Here is a 16,813-nt window from a genome sequence, read left to right as displayed (position 1 = left end):
CTACTGACTAGCACCCGGAGCCGCCCATGATGCCCTTTAATGTCTCAGAGCAGTCCACCATTGGCGTGGAATGGGAAATTGCTCTCGTTGACCCAGCAACCCGCGAACTGTCCTCGCGTGCCCCTGAGGTGCTGACGGCACTCAAGGAGCACCACCCTCAGCTACTGGTGCCGGGCAAGACGCAGCCCCATATCACCGGAGAGTTTTTAGATAACACCGTTGAACTGGTGACAGGTATCTGCCGCACCCCAGCCGAAGCCTCCGACCAGCTACGCGAAGCGGCGTCCGTCCTCAAAGAGGTCACCGATAGTCTGGGGTTAGGCTTCTTCTCAGCAGGAACGCATCCCTTCTCACGGGCCCTTGAGCAACCGGTCGCCGATAAAGACCGCTATCAGCGGGTGCTGGACCGCTCCCAGTTCTGGGGCAAACGGCAGATTATTTACGGTGTGCACGTTCACACCGGCGTGGATTCGCGCGATAAAGCATTGCCGGTACTGAATGGGCTGACCAACTTTTACCCTCATTTATTGGCACTTTCAGCGTCTTCCCCCTTCTGGGAAAGTGAGGACACCGGGTTCGCCTCCCACCGTGCCCAGCTCTTCCAGCAGCTGCCGACCAGTGGGCTACCCTTTATCTTTGAGACCTGGGAAGACTACGAATCCTACCTGGATGATTTGTTGGCAACCGGTGTCATTGACGAGCCCAGCGAAAACCGCTGGGACGTCCGCCCGGTGCCAGGCTACGGGACCGTTGAGATGCGCGCCTATGATGGGCTTGCCTCGGTGCGCGATATTGCAGCACTGACAGCTTTCACGCAGTGCCTGGTGGAGTGGTTTAGCCGCCAATTGGACGCCGGTGGGCGTGTAGAACCGTTGCACCCCTGGCATGCCCAGGAGAATAAGTGGCGGGCAGCGCGCTATGGCACTGAAGCCATCATCATCATGAATAATCGCAACGAGGAACGCCTGGTCACCGAGGACGTGCTGGGTCTGCTGGATAAGTTGGAGCCGGTTGCCCGCGACCTGGGCTCTAGCGCAGAACTAGCTGATGTTGAACGGATGTGTCGTGAGGGTGCTGGTTACCAGCGTCAGCGCCGGGTTGCTGCCGAGCACCAGGGAGACCTGCGGGCTGTGGTCGATGACCTGGTGGCTCAGGCGCAAGAGCTTTAACATAAACATACTTGAGGGGCAGCGCAGACGGGTGCCCTGAAGGCGGCAGACCACCCTGTCCACTGAGCAAGGCACAAGTAGGCGCGCACGCAGCCGACTGGTTCGGGGCTGGCGTGAATCGCATGCGAGCTCTGCGAGCCAGCGAGAGGGTCAGGGCGAGGGCGCGCCTGCTAGCGCCTTGCTTTAATTGTGTAGGTACTTCACCTAGACCGAGATGGTGGTGACAGGCAGGGATGAGTCGGCAGTGAAGTCGATGCCGCTGGGCTGCCGGCCCCCGGTGACCAGACGGGCACCCAGAGCAGCGACCATAGCGCCGTTGTCGGTGCAGAGGGAGAGCTGTGGAATAACCAGTTTGATGCCGTGTTCGGCGCAGCGCTGGGCGGTAAGCTCACGCAGTCGGGAATTGGCTGCCACTCCACCGCCTAGCAGGAGGGTTTTGATGCCGCGTTCGGCACAGGCCAGCATGGCTTTTTGAGTGATGACATCGACGACTGCTTCTTGGAAGGAGGCCGCGACGTCTGCCACGGGTACTTCTTCACCGCGGGCTTCGAACCCTTCGACGACGCGGGCAACGGCGGTTTTGAGGCCTGAGAAGGAGAAATCGTAGCGGTGAGGGCCGGGTTCTTCGACGGTGCCCATGAATTTGCGGGTGGAGAGCCCGCGGGGGAAAGCGAAGACACTACCGTCGCCCTCTCTTGCGGCTTGATCGATGGCGGGGCCACCGGGGTAGGGTAGACCGAGAAGGCGGGCGACCTTATCGTAGGCTTCGCCGGCGGCGTCATCCAGGGTAGCGCCCAAGAGTTCCACATCGCCAGTGATATCGCGGACTGCTAGGATTTCGGTGTGTCCGCCAGAGACCAGCAGGGCGCCAAGACCCTCGCGGGGTAAGCCGTCCAAGAAGTCGGCGGTGTGCCCTTCGATGCCGCAGTCATCCAGCAGACCCACACCTACATGGGCGACCAGGTGGTTGATACCGTAAAGGGGTTTACCGGTGGCTACAGCCAGTGCTTTGGCAGCTGATACACCGACCATGAGAGCACCGGCCAGGCCGGGGCCTGCAGTGACTGCAATAGCGTCTATCTCCTCGAGGGTCACCCCAGCTTCGTCCAAGGCCTGTTTAAGGGCTGGTACGAAGGCGTCCAGGTGGGCACGGGAGGCGATTTCGGGGATGACCCCGCCGAAGCGCACGTGTTCTTCCATGGAACTAGCAACGGTATTAGTGAGCAGGATGGAGCCGCGCACGATGCCGATGCCGGTTTCGTCGCAGGAGGATTCGATGCCCAATACCAGGGGTTCGGTGTTGGCCTTAGTCATGGTGGGCTTCGCTTTCAATCGTGGGTTCTGGGGTCTTGCTCGTGGCATCATCGTTCGGGGTGGAAGCGGGAGCCAGTAGCTCCTTGCGCATAATGAGAGCATCCACGCCGTCGTTGTAATAGCCGCGGCGCACATGAATTTGCTGGTAGCCGTTGCGCTGGTAAAGATCTTGGGCGCGAGCATTATCGGCGCGTACTTCTAGCAGAATCTGTTCAGCACCGCGGACCGCGGCTTCGCGGGCAAGGAAGTCCAGCAGAGCCCGCCCGTAGCCCTTGCCCTCGTGCCGTGGGTCAATGGCAATAGTCTGCACGTCGGCTGTCTCGGCGATACTCATCAAACCGGCATAACCAATGATCTCAGCCTCGTTCCTCCCCTCCTGCACGGTTTCGAGCACAATATAGCCTCGGGTGGGATGCACTATCTCGGCTAAAAACATATCGAGCGGCCAGGCATCAGCCGGGAAGAGCTGGCTTTCCAAGGTGTGCACTGCGGGTACGTCCACGAGGGTCATTGCGCGAGCGCGGACGCCGGGTAGCCCGTTGGGTAGATTTGCCTGGAGCACTAGCTACCCGCCTTTTTACGGGCGGCCGGCACCTTAGCGTCCGACTCACGCAGGTAAAGAGCCGAGGTATCGGTGCTCAGCGCACTAGCGCCCAGGCGGGCAGCGGCGCGCAACAGGTGGCTGGCTTCGGGTTGTAGGCTCTCGAAGCCGGGTTGAGCATCGAAGTCCTGGGGATAGAGGGAGGTTCCACTACCGTAGGCGGGCAAGGTAGGCGTTTGGGAGGCCGGGCCAACGGTGGGGCCCTGCACCAGCGAGTAGCCGGTTTCAGTGAGCTCGTACAGCGCCGAGTAGACTTCGCGGCGGCGGGCATCGCTGACCACCAGAAAACGCTGCTGGCCGGCCTCCCGAGCAACAGCATGGGCTGCCTCGGCCAGTGCGGTCAGGCTCATCATGCCGTAGAGAGGAAGGTCCCAGGCGACGGCGAGCGCACGGGCTGTCACGATACCAGCACGCAGACCGGTAAAGGGGCCAGGCCCGGTGCCGGTCAGTACGGCGTCAAGGTCGTGACCGCTGACGCCAGCTTCGGCCATTACATCGGCGACGAAGGGGGACATGACCTCGGCGTGGGAGCGGGTGTCCGTGGTGGCGCGGTGGGCGAGCAGGGTGAGCTGACCGCCTTCGATACGTCCCAGGGCGACGGAGGCGGTAGCTGATGAGTCTAGGGCAAGAAAAAGCACTGTGTTAGTTTACTCCGTAGTCGGGGCGGCATGGGTGAGAGCCTGTTGTAGCCGGTCAAAAGCGCTTGGACGCTGGCTAAGCCAGCGGGGGCCGCTGGCTATGACGCGCAGGCGGCGCGGTTCGGGGGCTTCTTCGTCCTCGTCCAGGTCAGTTCCTCTGCTACTGGTGTAGAGCTGGTAGGGGTCGGTCTCGGCCAGGTCGGCACCGGTGACGCGAGTGAATTCCAAGTCCAGCAGAGAATCTGAGAGGTGTTCGGCTTTGTCTCTACCCCATTCAATGACGGTCACCGAGCGATCCAGGGAGTACTCCAAATCTAGGTCATCCAGTTCTTCGCCCGAGGTCAGGCGGTAGGCATCCACGTGGACCAGGTCTGGACCACCGGGGCGCGGGCCATCAGCGAGGTTGGGGTGCACGCGGGAGAGCACGAAGGTCGGTGAGATGACGCCTTCGCGCACCCCTAGCCCCTCCCCCAGTGAACGGGTAAAGGTAGTCTTTCCTGCGCCCAATTCGCCGGTCAGAATCAACACGTCCCCAGCATCCAACAGGGGCGCGAGCGCACGGGCAACGGCGGCAGTGTGGCTGGGGTCGGTAATTTCTAGGTCAAAAACTGCTTGAGAACTCGGCATGACTACCTTTCCGTGGTGTCGTTTCGCCAGCTACCGCCCACCGAGACACGGGGCACGCGTGGCGAGATGCGGGTGACGATTTCATAGTTGATGGTGCCAGCGGCCTGCGCCCAGTCGGTCACCGGCGGGTTCTGCCCGGCTCCGAAGAGGACGGCGGGCGCCCCCAAGTAGCCGAGAGCCGGGTCAGAAAGACCGGGTGCACCGAGATCAATCACCATCTGGTCCATGGCGATGCGCCCTACCTCTCGGTAAGTGCGGGGCTCTGCGCCTGCCGGGTAGATGCGTACCGGCCCTCCGGTGGCTACCCGGGGCACACCGTCCGCGTAGCCCAGGGGCACCAGAGCTAGGGTGGTTGGCTGGTCAGTTACGTAGTGAAGCCCGTACGAGACGCCCTGGCCAGCGGGCACTTCTTTAACCGAGCTGATGAAGGTTTGGAGGTGCATCACGGGTCTGAGGCCCAATTCTTGAGGGCTGACGCCTGGCAGCGGCGAAAGACCATACAGCCCGAGCCCCACGCGGACGGAGTCCCTCAGCAGCGCATCCTCTTGCTGAAGGTCAGCAGCGGTAAAGGTTGCCGGGGTGTTAGCAAGGTGCAGCACCTGGGGAGTCAGCCCGGCGTTTTCTGCAATCATCAGGGCACGGTCAAACTCTGCCGATTGGCTAGCGGTTTCAGGGCGTTGCGGTTCATCAGCAACCGCCAGGTGAGTAAAGAGCCCGCGCACTTTCACCAGCCCCTGCACCTCGTAGGCGCGGGCACGGGCAGCCAGCTTTTCAAGATCAGCGAGCATCACGCCGTTACGACCAAGACCGGTGTCTACCTTAAGGTGCAATAGCACCGGCTGGGAAGGGGTAGCAGTCTGGGCGGCGGCCGCAATTTTTTCTAGTTCCCAGAGGCTAGAAACACCCAACTGAAGATTCAAGCGCAGAGCAAGCTCAAAGTCGGTGCGAGGGGTATGCAGCCAGGCAATCATGGGTGCCTTTATTCCAGCATCACGCAGGGTAGCGGCCTCGCGTACATGCACCACCCCCAGAGCGTCCGCGCCGGCAGCTAGAGCTGAGCGGGCCACATCAACAGCACCGTGCCCGTAAGCATCCGCCTTCACCACAGCGACCAGCTCCCGCCCCCCGATGAGGGAACGAATACGGGTGACGTTGTACTCAAGAGCGTCCAGATCGATGAGGGCAAGGCGCTCAAAATCGCCGGGGGCATCCAGAGGCACGAAACCCTGCTGGCGGTATCCGCTGGTAAGACTCATTGCTCTTCCTGCCTTCGTATCATTAATTCTCCTCTTTTTAGGGTAGTCCACTTTGACGCGCCAGGTCATATGCCCGCCGGTACACCGCTGGTGAAAGTAAGTGACGATTGGCTCCTTAGGGGCGGTAAAGTAGTGAAGCGTGGTAGACCTATCTCTGGCAAGCGTGCACCTTCATCTGATTTCCATGCACACCTCTCCTTTGGCGCAGCCGGGCACGGGGGACGCTGGGGGCATGAATGTCTATATCGACCGTTCTTTGCGCGCTTTGCTGAAGCGCTATCCGCAGATATCAGTAGAGGTCTTTACCCTGGATACGGCTTGCAACGGTGCGCGCACAACAGAGCGGGTTTCTGACCGGGCGATTGTTCACTCGCTGTATCTACCCGAAGCTGCCTGTGCTTCGAAAGAGAATTTACCGAAATTTGTTCCTGCTTTTGCTCAGGCGATTCGGGAGAGTGCTGTGCGGCAACCCGATATCGTCCACGCCCACTACTGGCTGTCGGGGCTAGCGGCGCTGGAATACGCCCCAGATCTTCCCTTGGTGCAGACCATGCATACCACCGCTGCGGCAAAAAACGCCCGGCTGGCTCCCGGCGAGAAACCTGAGCCGCAGATACGCCTGGAGGGTGAGCAGCGCCTGATCGATACCGTATCTTCCGTGGTCGTGAATACACGTTTTGAAGCTCAGCAAATACGCGACCTCTACGCGGCTGATCCCGGGCGGCTGAAGGTTATCACACCGGGTGTTGAAACCGGTATCTTTACACCCCGGGCAGGTGAGACAGCCACCAATGCCGGTTCTGCCACCTCAGCTCACCTAGTTTTTGCCGGACGCCCGCAGCCGCTGAAAGGCCCCCACCTTCTCGTTGAGGCGCTCGCCTTACTCCCTCAGGACTTAGAGGTGACCCTCGATATCATCGGGCAGTCCCACACTAACTACGAGGATCAGCTTCTCCAACGGTCACAGCAGCTGGGCCTCACGCATCGAGTCAGGCTCCTCCCCTCCCAAAAGCCTCGGGAACTTGCCGCGTCCTTCAGAGCCGCTGATATCGTTGCCTGCCCATCCTCCTCAGAAACCTTTGGTCTGGTAGCTCTAGAAGCTCAGGCCTGCGGTACGCCCGTGCTGGCGACCAAAGCAGACGGCCTGCTGACCGCTGTGCAAGACGGTGTGACCGGTCATTTGGTCGAGCCTCGCACCCCGGAGGCTTGGGCCTCAGCCATCGAAAAGCTGGTGAGATCACCAGAAGAACGCCGGCGCCTGGGCGCAGCCGGCTCCGCACGCGCAGCTCACCTGCGCTGGGATGACACCGCCGACCGTCTCTTTGAGCTCTACAGCCAGCTACTTCACAGCACCTACAGTATTTAGAACCTATAGATCACGCTAAGGAACACCCATGTCTTTTTCTATGACCCGCCATGAATTCATTGACTACCTCAACGCCTCCAAAATCACCGGGCAGGTAGCAACCGCCCGCGAGAATAATATCGCCCATATGCACGGCTTTGTGGAGGGTAACGAGCACCTTGAGTTCGGGGTGAAACTCACCCGCGATTGGAGCTACGAAGAAATCTTTGAGCTCATGGCTCGACGTGTGGGCACCAGCTCAGACCCTACCTTCTTAGAGGGGCAGGACACCATCAGCGCAGAGAAGTGCGTGGACGCTCTGACCGAGTATGCGCGTATTTTCGGCCAGGCTGTAGCAGCTGGCCACAGCATCCTCTTCGCAACCGGTCACCCCGCAGGCCTCTTCCCCATCTACGCTGAGATGGCACGTGCAGCCCGGGCAGCCGGAGCCCGCGTCCTCACCATTGACGAGGGTGATCTATTTTTAGATGGTGATATCCGCCAAATCTTCGATGTGGTCATGTTCGAACAGTACGGCAACCTGCAGCATACCCACTTCCCCGGCCCTATGCAGCTGGCCCTCGCCCAGCTTGAGGCACGTGAGGATGCCCCCGGCCTGGTCGTCGCTGACCACGGGTTAGCAGGGTTTGCAGCATCAGCTGGCTACCCCACCATCGGCATTGCTGACTGCAATGACCCCGGGCTCTTTGTCTCAGCAGAACAGGGGCAGATTCTGGTGGCTGTTCCTATGGACGATAATGTGACCCCTCATCTTTACCGACCCGTTATCGATTTTATTCTGAGTGAAGCAGACCTTTACCCCGCCAGCTAGCGGTTTCACGGCCCTAGCTCGTGTGCAAAGAGCCACCTTTATGAAGCACCCCCTATTCTGCGGTTGGCAGTAGGATTGATTGTTAATCAATCTACGTGCCGCAGAACAGTTTTCGCACCCTGTCTGAGGTACATTCATCACTCACACTGGGGGGAACACACCACGTGAATCAAGACATCATTGAAGAGCGTTGGAGGGAGACGCGCAATCGCCGCCCATGGCACCCAAAGGTTAAGGCGGCTCTCTACATTGTTGATGCACTCACCATCACCATCACTTTCGCGCTAGCACACCTGGCTAGCTTCGGCTTTGAAGACTCAGAAGTCATGAGCCGCACTGAGCTACCCATGGGTTACATCGGCACCGGCATTATTTTCGGTGTGCTGTGGTTCATGGCTCTTTCTATTTCGGGGTCCCGCAATATCCGTCACCTGGGTCAGGGCAATGATGAGTACCGCCTGGTCATCAAGGCCACCTCGTATTTTTTCTGCCTCATTGCGATTTTCTCTTACCTCACCAAGATTGAGTTTGCCCGAGGTTACGTTATTCTGGCCTACCCCATCGGCATTCTTCTCTTGCTCAGCGCACGGTGGTCTGTACGCCGCTATTTGGTGAGCTGGAGAAACCGTGGCCGAGCTCTATCCCGTGTGCTAATTATCGGTGACTATGATTCCGGCAATCACCTCTACAAGACTCTGCTGAAAGGCCGCACCTCCGGTCTTTCACCTGTAGCAGCCTACTTACCTCGTTCACCTGAAGGCACCACGCTGGGAGACGGAGAAATCCCCACCCTGGGGTACTCACCCAACGCAGCTGACATCATTGAGGTGGTGCGCGATAACAATATTCACGCGGTGGCAGTTTCTACCGGCCACGGTCTCAATCCTCAAGAACTGCGCAGGTTAGGGTGGGTTCTGGCAGCAGCTCACGTCGCCCTTATTATGGCACCGGCAATGACCGATATCGCCGGGCCTCGCATTCGCACTCAGCCTCTGGGCGGTCTCCCCCTTATTCACGTGCATACTCCGCGTATTGAGGGGGTCCAGGCCCTTCTGAAACGCTCCATCGATCTCGTAGCTTCCACTCTGGGGCTTATCCTTCTGTCCCCCCTCCTACTGGTTGTTGCTCTGATGGTTAAGAAGGACGGCGGGCCCATCTTCTTCTTGCAGGAGAGGGTTGGCTACCGCGGCACTTCCTTCCACATGATTAAGTTCCGCTCTATGGTGACTAACGCTGAGGAGCTCAAAAAAGAGCTCATAGCGCAGAACGAGGGTAGCGGGGTTCTTTTTAAAATGGCCGATGACCCCCGCATTACCACAATCGGTAAGTTCATCCGCAAGTACTCGATCGATGAATTGCCCCAGCTCTGGAATGTCTTCCTCGGTGATATGTCCCTGGTAGGGCCCCGACCCCCGTTGGCATCAGAGGTTACCCAATACGAGGAGGACGCCTACCGCCGTCTGCTCGTCAAACCCGGCGTTACCGGTCTTTGGCAGGTATCAGGCCGTTCCAACCTGTCCTGGGAAGAGTCCATTCGCCTGGACCTCTACTATGTTGAGAACTGGTCAGTGATTGGCGATTTAGTGATCCTTTTCCGCACTGTACGCGCAGTTTTCGCTAAGGATGGGGCCTACTAAGCCCTAAAAAGCATCACATCCACCCGGCTTTTAGCCGGGTGGATTTTTTTACGCTACCTACACGCTCAGTAGTTGCGCCAGTGCTGCGGGTAACCGTTGCGCTACCTCGGTCGGTGGTAGAGGGCCGCGGGTACCGGGCGTATGCACCAGGTCAGAGGCAAGGCCGTGTACCGTCACGGCAGCAGCCGCGAGCTGAGCGTAGATTAAGGGAGCGCTGGGTTGGGTGTGGTGCGCCTGGTGTTGTGCTAACAGGGCACCCATTATACCGGTGAGGGTGTCCCCGCTACCTGCCGTAGCCAACCAGGGGCTGTTACTTTCGACCGTCAGCACCAGCTTCCCATCACTAGTTGCTATATGCGTCACTCCACCCTTGAGCAGAACCGTGGCGCCGCTCAAATAGGCTGCCTGGCTAGCCCAGAAGACGGGATCTGCTTCTATTTCAGCGCGTTCAGGGGCAGCTCCATCAAACAGGTTCGGCGCAAGCGCCAAGAGCCACGTGAAGAAATCTGCAAGTTCACCAGCGTGCGGAGTAAGAATGTGCTGCTGCATCAGAATTCGACCGCCTGCTACCAGTTGGGCAGCAAGGGGTACCGCGCCAGCGTCCCCCACTGCTGCAGTCTCGGTGCTCAGCACGGCCCTGATATGTTCAAGACGTGAGCCCTGACTGACACCACTTCCCAGTGCCCAGGCATCAACGCGCAATTCTAGCGGGTCACCGGTAGAGCAGACCGCTTCAGGGACCGATAGATTTATAAGAAAGTTGAGCTGACTGGTGCCAACAAACCGCACCATGCCGACCCCGGTGTTGACAGCCGCCCGCACACTCATGAGCGCCGCCCCGGGGTAGTCCTCACTGCCGGTCAGCACTCCCAGCACTCCGCGAGTGTACTTATGGGACTTTTCGCCGGGTGCCTTTAGCAAAGCGGGTAACTGTCCAGCATCGAATGCTCTTACGGTGGGGCTGTTTTCAAGGCTCATCGGTCAGTCTCCCTAGGGTGAGCAGAGAGCAGACCGCGGCCGGCTGGGTCTAATCTCATGAGGGTGAGTAATTCATCATCGGTCAAGTGTTCTGCCACGACAGATGCGATAGCTACCGGTTCATCGTGGGTGAGAGTAAGATGCCAGCGGTTAATACCCAGATCTGCTGCCCGCTGAGCCACCGTACCCGTAGCGACCAGGTGGGGAGCTCCGTCCGGGTCATTTTCAATCCAGCAGTGCTGCCAGACCAAGCCAGCAGGTGCTCGAAGGGCTTTGGCGGCTGCCTCTTTAGCGGCAAAACGTGCGGCCAAGGAACGCAAGAGTTTATCCCGTTCATGTTCGACAAACACACGGTCAATGAAGCCCGGGGTGCGCTCAATAATCTCTGCGAATCTGTTGATGTTGACCACATCAACGCCGGTACCAATAATCATGCGGTGACCCTTCTAACCGTCTCTTCTCATTCCCCCAGTTTAGCGAAGCGGCTACATCAAGAAAGTAGGGGCATAGCAAAGGCACCCCTACCAGAGGTAGGGGCGCCCAAAAAAGCATTCCTTAGACCGTTTGGTTACTCAACAGTCACAGACTTCGCTAGGTTACGGGGCTGGTCAACGTCGTAGCCCTTCGCGTGCGCTACAGCGCATGAGAAGATCTGCAGTGGCACAGTGGCTAGCAGGGGCTGCAGCAGTGACGGTGAGGCAGGAATGCGGATGATGTGATCTGCATGCTCCTCAACGGCAGTGTCGCCTTCTTCAGCGATAACGATGGTGACAGCACCGCGAGCACGCACTTCCTGGATGGTGGAAACAACCTTGGCGTGCAGGGAGTCACGGCCGTTGGGTGAAGGCACAATGACGAAGATGGGCTGGCCCTCTTCAACCAGTGCGATGGGGCCGTGCTTGAGCTCACCAGCAGCAAAGCCCTCTGCGTGCAGGTAGGCGATTTCTTTGAGCTTGAGAGCGCCCTCAAGAGCTACGGGGAAGCCTACGTGGCGGCCCAGGAAGAGCACAGACTTAGCGTCCTTCATGGAGGTGCCAAGATCCTTGACCTGCTGCTCACCGTCGATAACTGCCTGAATCTTTTCGGGCATCTGCTGCAGTTCTTGGAGAATGCCGCGTACTTCGTCCTTGTACATGTTGCCGCGCAGCTGTGCCAGGTAGAGACCCAGCAGGTAGGCAGCAGCAATCTGTGAGAGGAAGGCCTTGGTGGAGGCAACGGCAATTTCGGGGCCTGCGTGGGTGTAGAGAGCTGCGTCAGCTTCACGGGGCAGGGTTGAACCGTTGGTGTTACAGATGGAGACAACCTTAGCGCCCTGCTCCTGCGCGTGACGCACAGCCATGAGGGTGTCCATGGTTTCGCCGGACTGTGACAAAGCCACAACTAAGGTCTTTTCATCCACGATGGGGTCGCGGTAGCGGAACTCGTGGGCCAGTTCGACCTCGGTGGGGATGCGGCACCAGTGCTCGATAGCGTAGCGGGCCACGTGGCCTGCGTAAGCTGCGGTGCCACAGGCAACCACGATGATTTTATTGATGGAGCGCAGGACGCTGTCATCGATTTTCAGCTCGTCGAGGGTCAGGTTACCCTTTTCGTCCAGACGGCCTAGCAGGGTGTCACGCACAGCTGCGGGCTGCTCGTGGATTTCTTTCTCCATGAAGGAGTCGAAGCCGCCCTTTTCAACAGCTGCGGTGTCCCATTCGATGGTGAATTCTTTGCCGTGGGCGGGGAAGCCTTCAAAATCAATGATGGAGTAGTCGGTACCGGTGATGGTAACGATTTGGTCCTGGCCCATTTCGACTGCTTTTTTGGTGTAGTCGATGAAACCTGAGACGTCTGAGCCCAGGAAGTTCTCATTTTCGCCCAGACCGATAACCAGCGGTGAGTTGCGGCGGGTAGCTACAACGCGGTCGGGGTGGTCGGTGTGAATTGCCAGGATGGTGAAAGCACCTTCAAGGCGGTTTGAGGCCAGGCGGATTGCTTCGGTGAGGTCCTTTGATTCCAGCTTGTTGTAGATGCTGGCAATCAGGTTAGCTGCGATTTCGGTATCGGTCTGCGAGAGGAAGGTGACGCCCTCTTCCAGCAGTTCGGCGCGAAGCTCAGCGAAGTTTTCGATAATACCGTTGTGCACAACTGCTAGGCGGTCGTTATCTACAACGTGAGGGTGAGCATTGTTATCGGTGGGGCCGCCGTGGGTTGCCCAGCGGGTATGACCGATGCCGATAGTTGATTCGGTCATGGGGTTAGCTGCAACTTCAGCTTCCAGGTTGACCAGTTTGCCCGACTTCTTACGGAACTCAATTCCTTCATCACCGATGACGGCAACACCGGCTGAGTCATAGCCGCGGTATTCCTGGCGGCGCAAACCTTCGAGGACCACATCATAAGCGGAGTGGTCAAATTTCTTACCGTCTGCGACCTGGCCGAGACTTACATATCCTACGATTCCACACATAAAGCTCATACTACCGTGCATGTTTCATTTGGGAACAGATTATGCGAATGACGAGTGCGACACATTGATTTCTAGGGGTGGACAGGCCTGTCGAACGACTATTTGTCCCCTAAATTGCGCGTCATAATCGGTTTCTTAGGGAAGAGGTTTTCAGCTGACGTTCAGAGGGTTTTAGACTTGGCTAAATGAGCACCTCCGCACTTGCTTCAAAGCACTCCCCTTTTACAGAGCTTGACCGGGATACCTGGTCGCGGCTTGCCAGCGAAATATCAGTACCGCTCACTGAAGATGAGCTGACGCAGCTGCGCGGTCTGGGTGAGCGCATTGACCTTGAAGAAGTTTCTCAGGTCTACCTGCCCATTTCGAGGTTGCTGAATCTCTATGTGAATGCTGCTGCTGGCGTCAACGATATGACGAACGACTTTTTGGGGACATCAGAGCGTAAGGTTCCCTTTATTATCGGTGTGGCGGGTTCCGTGGCGGTGGGCAAGTCCACCACAGCCAGAGTATTGCAGGACCTTCTGCGGCGTTGGCCTTCTACCCCTAACGTCCAGCTCATCACTACAGACGGATTTCTCTACCCCAACGCTGAGCTAGAACGACGGGGGCTCATGGGCCGCAAAGGCTTCCCCGAGTCGTATAACCGACGCGCGCTCCTACGTTTTGTCGCAGACGTGAAGTCCGGGGCCCCTGTGGTGACCACTCCCAAATACTCTCACCTCTACTACGACATCCTCCCGGAGGAGAGCATCGCGGTAACAGCACCTGATGTTCTCATTGTCGAGGGCCTCAATGTTCTTGCCCCCGCTAAACTGAGCGAAAACAGCTCATCAGCGCTGAGTCTGGCTGATTTCTTTGATTTCTCTATCTATGTGGACGCCAATACCGACGATATAGAGCGGTGGTATGTAGAGCGCTTTCTCAAGCTGCAGCAATCAGCCTTTACCAACCCAGATTCATATTTCCGGCGCTATGCTGATCTCTCTGAAGATGCTGCTATAGAACTGGCCACCAGCATCTGGAAGTCCATTAACGAACCGAACCTCCGCCAGAACGTGCTCCCCACCCGGGGACGCGCCAAACTGATTTTGAGCAAGTCTCACGACCACAAGGTTCGCCGTGTCTTGCTCAGGAAGAACTAAAATAATGGGTTTACCCATCAGAAAAGCAGGCATCTATCCCCTGGTGGGCGCGCTAGTCTTGCTCTGTGGCTGTACTGTTCACGGCAGTTCTCCAACGCCGGCTACAACCTCTTCAGCAGCCAATACTCCTGGCGCTAGCACCCCTGCACAAGAAACGCCCACCGCAGAGGCAACTGCTACTGCAGAGACCGTATCAACCCCCAGCAAAGCCGCGTCGTCATCGCCTAGCACCTCGCGTTCACCAGATTTCACCTCGCCCGACTCACTGACGGTGCTGGTGAACAAGATGCACCCGCTCTCTCCCAAAACCTACGCCCCGGTTGATCTCGTCCCCTTCGGTGGGGTATACCTTCGCCAAAAGGCGGCTCAAGCTGCCGAGGAAATGTTTGCTGCCGCCTCAGTTGAGGGAGTAGGTATCACAGCTTTGAGTGGTTACAGGTCCTACGAGACCCAGGTCGGCACCTATAACTCATGGGTGGCTACCTACGGACAGGAGCAGGCCGATGTAGCTTCTGCCCGTCCCGGTTATTCAGAGCACCAGACCGGCCTCGCCCTTGATATCGGCACCGGAGGCGCCTGCGACGTACAGGTCTGCTTCAAAGATACCGATGCCGCCCGCTGGTCAGCCGCCCATGCCCATGAGTATGGCTTTGTGCTGCGCTATCCCTGGTGGCAGCACGAAACTACGGGCTACTGGTACGAATCCTGGCATTTTCGCTACGTAGGACGCGCAGAAGCAGCGGCATTCCACAGCTCAGGCGCCCCTACACTGGAGGATTTTTGGGGTTTTGCTCTTTCATCGTCTGAGTAAACTCACTGTATGCAGTACTAGAGCAAGACAACAAGGCGCTGCGCTCAGGGAGTGGCTTGCCTTTTTCATTGGTTGATGAAATCTAGCAACAGAAATTTGAACACTGTTCAAAAATCGTCTATTGATAGATGTATGACAGATTTTAAAGCTCTTGCAGAGCGCATCCTTCAGGGCAAGCCGATCAGCCGCAAAGAGGCGCTGACCGCGCTGACAGCCCCAGACGCCCAGACCTTTACCCTGGTAGAAGCCGCATCCTTACTTCGCCGCCACCATTTCTCCAACACGGTTAAAGTCAACTACCTCATCAACCTCAAATCAGGGCTGTGCCCAGAGGACTGCACCTACTGCTCCCAACGCCTGGGGTCTGAGGCTGATGTTCTCAAGTACTCCTGGGTTTCGCATCAAGAAGCACTCACACAAGCAAAGTTCGGCATTGCCGGCGGAGCCTCTCGAGTGTGCATGGTTGCTTCAGGCAAGGGGCCCAGCAATCGGGATGTTGAACGCGTGTCTGGAATGATAAAGCAGCTCAAGGACCAGCACCCGCAGGTAGAAGTTTGTGCTTGTCTAGGGATCCTGAAAGATGGGCAGGCCCAACGCCTTAAAGAAGCTGGCGCTGATGCTTACAATCACAATCTCAACACCAGCGAAGACCACTACACCGACGTTTGCTCCACACACACCTACCAAGAACGCATTAGCACAATCCACCAAGCTCAGCAGGCGGGCTTATCAGCTTGCTCCGGGCTCATTGTGGGGATGGGGCAGACAGACGAACAGCTCATTGATGCAATTTTTGCTCTGAAAGATTTGGATGGAGACTCCATTCCCGTCAATTTTCTGATGCCTTTTGAAGGAACACCGCTTGCTGGCACGTGGGAGCTCACCCCACTGAAATGTCTGCGAATTTTGGCAACAGTGCGCCTGGTGGCGCCCGACCGAGAGATCCGTATGGCGGGCGGACGTGAGATGCACCTGCGGTCCCTGCAGTCGGTGGCGCTGCAGATAGCCAACTCCCTTTTCCTCGGCGATTATCTCACGTCCGAAGGTCAAGCAGCCCTAGATGACCTGGATATGATTCGAGATAGTGGGTTTGAGATAGTGGGGGCTGAGGGCAGAGACCTTTTGGCTGAGCATCAGAGATTGGCGAAAGATAGGGGCGATGAAAGCAACCTTGCTAGCGTAGACGAAAGCTCACGGTGTGGACTTCCAGTGGTATCTGATAACTTGCAGGGGTGCGGCGGTTGCTCATCGATGGAAGCACGCCATCCAACGGAGAATTCTCATCTTCCAGAATCCGGGGTTGAGTTCCGGCCGGTTCTACGCAGACGGGGCACGGGGACACCATCACGCCCCAATGCCTAAGAGCGGTCTTTGCTGGCAGTGCTCCGACGCGCATCATGCCTCTCGTGAGTGACTATGCCCCAAAACGCACTTGACGAGGAAAAACATACAGTTTGTGATTATATCGAGGGGTGCACATCACCTTGTGAGGAAGCCCACTGGTTTCCGCAGGAATTTTACCTGCTTTTAGTTTCTTACCTGTTTGACCCACGCTATTCTTGAAATCATGCTTACTGGATTTAAAGATTTTATTACCCGCGGTAACGTGATCGACCTCGCAGTCGGTCTGATCATCGGTACCGCTTTCACCGCCGTTGTCAACGCTCTCGTAGAGTCAGTGATGATGCCCGCTATTGCCTTCATTACCGGTGACAACGTATCATTCGACCAATGGCTCGCATTTGGCGATGTCAAGATCGGCGTTTTTTTGACCGCTGTTGTTAACTTCTTGATCGTTGCAGCTGCACTCTACTTCTGCATCGTCATGCCCATCAACAAGTTCAACGAAAAACGCGCTGCAAAGCTCGAACTCGAAGAGGAAGAGGAAGACCCCCAGGTCGCTCTGCTCAAGGAAATCCGCGACGCCATCGCTGCCAAGTAAAGACTTTCAGTACATTTAACTGACAGGTGCCCCGTTCCGAAAAGGAACGGGGCACCTTTGCATTAAGAG

At 57.6% G+C, this 16,813-nt stretch carries 17 protein-coding genes; 8 read left to right on the top strand and 9 right to left on the bottom strand.

Annotated features, from left to right (window positions below; genetic code table 11):
* Positions 1 to 26 precede the first annotated feature (26 nt).
* The gene (locus ABD982_RS02695) at positions 27 to 1,169 is read left to right on the top strand and encodes a glutamate--cysteine ligase (RefSeq protein ID WP_345444404.1); all 1,143 of its coding nucleotides are present in this window, start codon (positions 27 to 29) and stop codon (positions 1,167 to 1,169) included.
* Positions 1,170 to 1,373: 204 nt separating this feature from the next.
* Here ABD982_RS02695 and tsaD read toward each other — a convergent pair whose 3' ends face one another.
* Genes tsaD through alr form a run of 5 tightly spaced genes read right to left on the bottom strand, consistent with a single transcriptional unit; the run spans position 1,374 to position 5,605 of the window.
* A complete protein-coding gene (tsaD, locus tag ABD982_RS02690; protein ID WP_345444401.1) occupies positions 1,374 to 2,483 on the bottom strand; it encodes a tRNA (adenosine(37)-N6)-threonylcarbamoyltransferase complex transferase subunit TsaD in 1,110 nt (369 codons plus the stop codon).
* Complete coding sequence (rimI, locus tag ABD982_RS02685; protein WP_425570003.1) at positions 2,476 to 3,045, bottom strand: ribosomal protein S18-alanine N-acetyltransferase; 570 nt, start codon at positions 3,043 to 3,045, stop codon at positions 2,476 to 2,478. The genes tsaD and rimI overlap by 8 nt, the downstream gene beginning before the upstream one ends.
* Positions 3,045 to 3,722, bottom strand: coding sequence for a tRNA (adenosine(37)-N6)-threonylcarbamoyltransferase complex dimerization subunit type 1 TsaB (gene tsaB / locus ABD982_RS02680; protein WP_345444398.1), 678 nt, complete (start codon positions 3,720 to 3,722; stop codon positions 3,045 to 3,047). The genes rimI and tsaB overlap by 1 nt, the downstream gene beginning before the upstream one ends.
* A 9-nt stretch (positions 3,723 to 3,731) precedes the next feature.
* Positions 3,732 to 4,349 (bottom strand): tRNA (adenosine(37)-N6)-threonylcarbamoyltransferase complex ATPase subunit type 1 TsaE, encoded by a 618-nt coding sequence (gene tsaE, locus ABD982_RS02675; RefSeq protein ID WP_345444395.1) that lies wholly within the window; start codon positions 4,347 to 4,349, stop codon positions 3,732 to 3,734.
* Positions 4,350 to 4,351: 2 nt separating this feature from the next.
* Positions 4,352 to 5,605 carry an alanine racemase gene (alr, locus tag ABD982_RS02670; RefSeq protein ID WP_345444392.1) on the bottom strand — a complete coding sequence of 418 codons (1,254 nt, stop codon included), beginning with the start codon at positions 5,603 to 5,605 and terminating at the stop codon, positions 4,352 to 4,354.
* Positions 5,606 to 5,744: 139 nt separating this feature from the next.
* Here alr and ABD982_RS02665 point away from each other — a divergent pair, with 139 nt between their 5' ends.
* From ABD982_RS02665 to ABD982_RS02655, 3 genes are all read left to right on the top strand, one after another.
* Entirely contained in the window at positions 5,745 to 6,971 is a 1,227-nt protein-coding gene (locus ABD982_RS02665; protein ID WP_345444389.1) for a glycosyltransferase, read from the top strand.
* Between the two features lie 28 nt (positions 6,972 to 6,999).
* Positions 7,000 to 7,782: a phosphatase gene (locus tag ABD982_RS02660; RefSeq protein WP_345444386.1), complete on the top strand. Its 783-nt coding sequence runs from the start codon at positions 7,000 to 7,002 to the stop codon at positions 7,780 to 7,782.
* Between the two features lie 164 nt (positions 7,783 to 7,946).
* Positions 7,947 to 9,419: a sugar transferase gene (locus tag ABD982_RS02655; RefSeq protein ID WP_345444383.1), complete on the top strand. Its 1,473-nt coding sequence runs from the start codon at positions 7,947 to 7,949 to the stop codon at positions 9,417 to 9,419.
* A 57-nt stretch (positions 9,420 to 9,476) separates the two neighbouring features.
* Here the strand turns inward: ABD982_RS02655 and ABD982_RS02650 are convergent, their stop codons facing one another.
* From ABD982_RS02650 to glmS, 3 genes are all read right to left on the bottom strand, one after another.
* On the bottom strand, positions 9,477 to 10,397 hold the full coding sequence (locus tag ABD982_RS02650; RefSeq protein WP_345444380.1) for an ADP-dependent NAD(P)H-hydrate dehydratase: 921 nt from the start codon (positions 10,395 to 10,397) through the stop codon (positions 9,477 to 9,479).
* Entirely contained in the window at positions 10,394 to 10,831 is a 438-nt protein-coding gene (locus ABD982_RS02645) for a holo-ACP synthase (protein ID WP_345444377.1), read from the bottom strand. The genes ABD982_RS02650 and ABD982_RS02645 overlap by 4 nt, the downstream gene beginning before the upstream one ends.
* 134 nt (positions 10,832 to 10,965) lie before the next feature.
* Entirely contained in the window at positions 10,966 to 12,849 is a 1,884-nt protein-coding gene (glmS, locus tag ABD982_RS02640; protein WP_345445751.1) for a glutamine--fructose-6-phosphate transaminase (isomerizing), read from the bottom strand.
* Between the two features lie 185 nt (positions 12,850 to 13,034).
* Here glmS and coaA point away from each other — a divergent pair, with 185 nt between their 5' ends.
* Positions 13,035 to 13,991, top strand: coding sequence for a type I pantothenate kinase (gene coaA, locus ABD982_RS02635; protein WP_345444374.1), 957 nt, complete (start codon positions 13,035 to 13,037; stop codon positions 13,989 to 13,991).
* 78 nt (positions 13,992 to 14,069) lie between these two features.
* Here the strand turns inward: coaA and ABD982_RS02630 are convergent, their stop codons facing one another.
* Entirely contained in the window at positions 14,070 to 14,276 is a 207-nt protein-coding gene (locus ABD982_RS02630; protein WP_345444371.1) for a hypothetical protein, read from the bottom strand.
* A 1-nt stretch (position 14,277) separates the two neighbouring features.
* Here ABD982_RS02630 and ABD982_RS02625 point away from each other — a divergent pair, with 1 nt between their 5' ends.
* From ABD982_RS02625 to mscL, 3 genes are all read left to right on the top strand, one after another.
* On the top strand, positions 14,278 to 14,802 hold the full coding sequence (locus tag ABD982_RS02625; protein ID WP_345445749.1) for a M15 family metallopeptidase: 525 nt from the start codon (positions 14,278 to 14,280) through the stop codon (positions 14,800 to 14,802).
* 132 nt (positions 14,803 to 14,934) lie between these two features.
* A complete protein-coding gene (gene bioB, locus ABD982_RS02620) occupies positions 14,935 to 16,164 on the top strand; it encodes a biotin synthase BioB (protein WP_345444368.1) in 1,230 nt (409 codons plus the stop codon).
* A 205-nt stretch (positions 16,165 to 16,369) separates the two neighbouring features.
* On the top strand, positions 16,370 to 16,744 hold the full coding sequence (mscL, locus tag ABD982_RS02615) for a large conductance mechanosensitive channel protein MscL (RefSeq protein ID WP_345444365.1): 375 nt from the start codon (positions 16,370 to 16,372) through the stop codon (positions 16,742 to 16,744).
* Positions 16,745 to 16,813 lie beyond the last annotated feature (69 nt).

Source organism: Rothia endophytica, assembly GCF_039543885.1.
GTDB classification, from domain to species: Bacteria; Actinomycetota; Actinomycetes; order Actinomycetales; family Micrococcaceae; genus Rothia; species Rothia endophytica.
The sequence above is the reverse complement of the archived record's forward strand: the minus strand, read 5'-3'. Positions and strand labels throughout refer to the sequence as shown.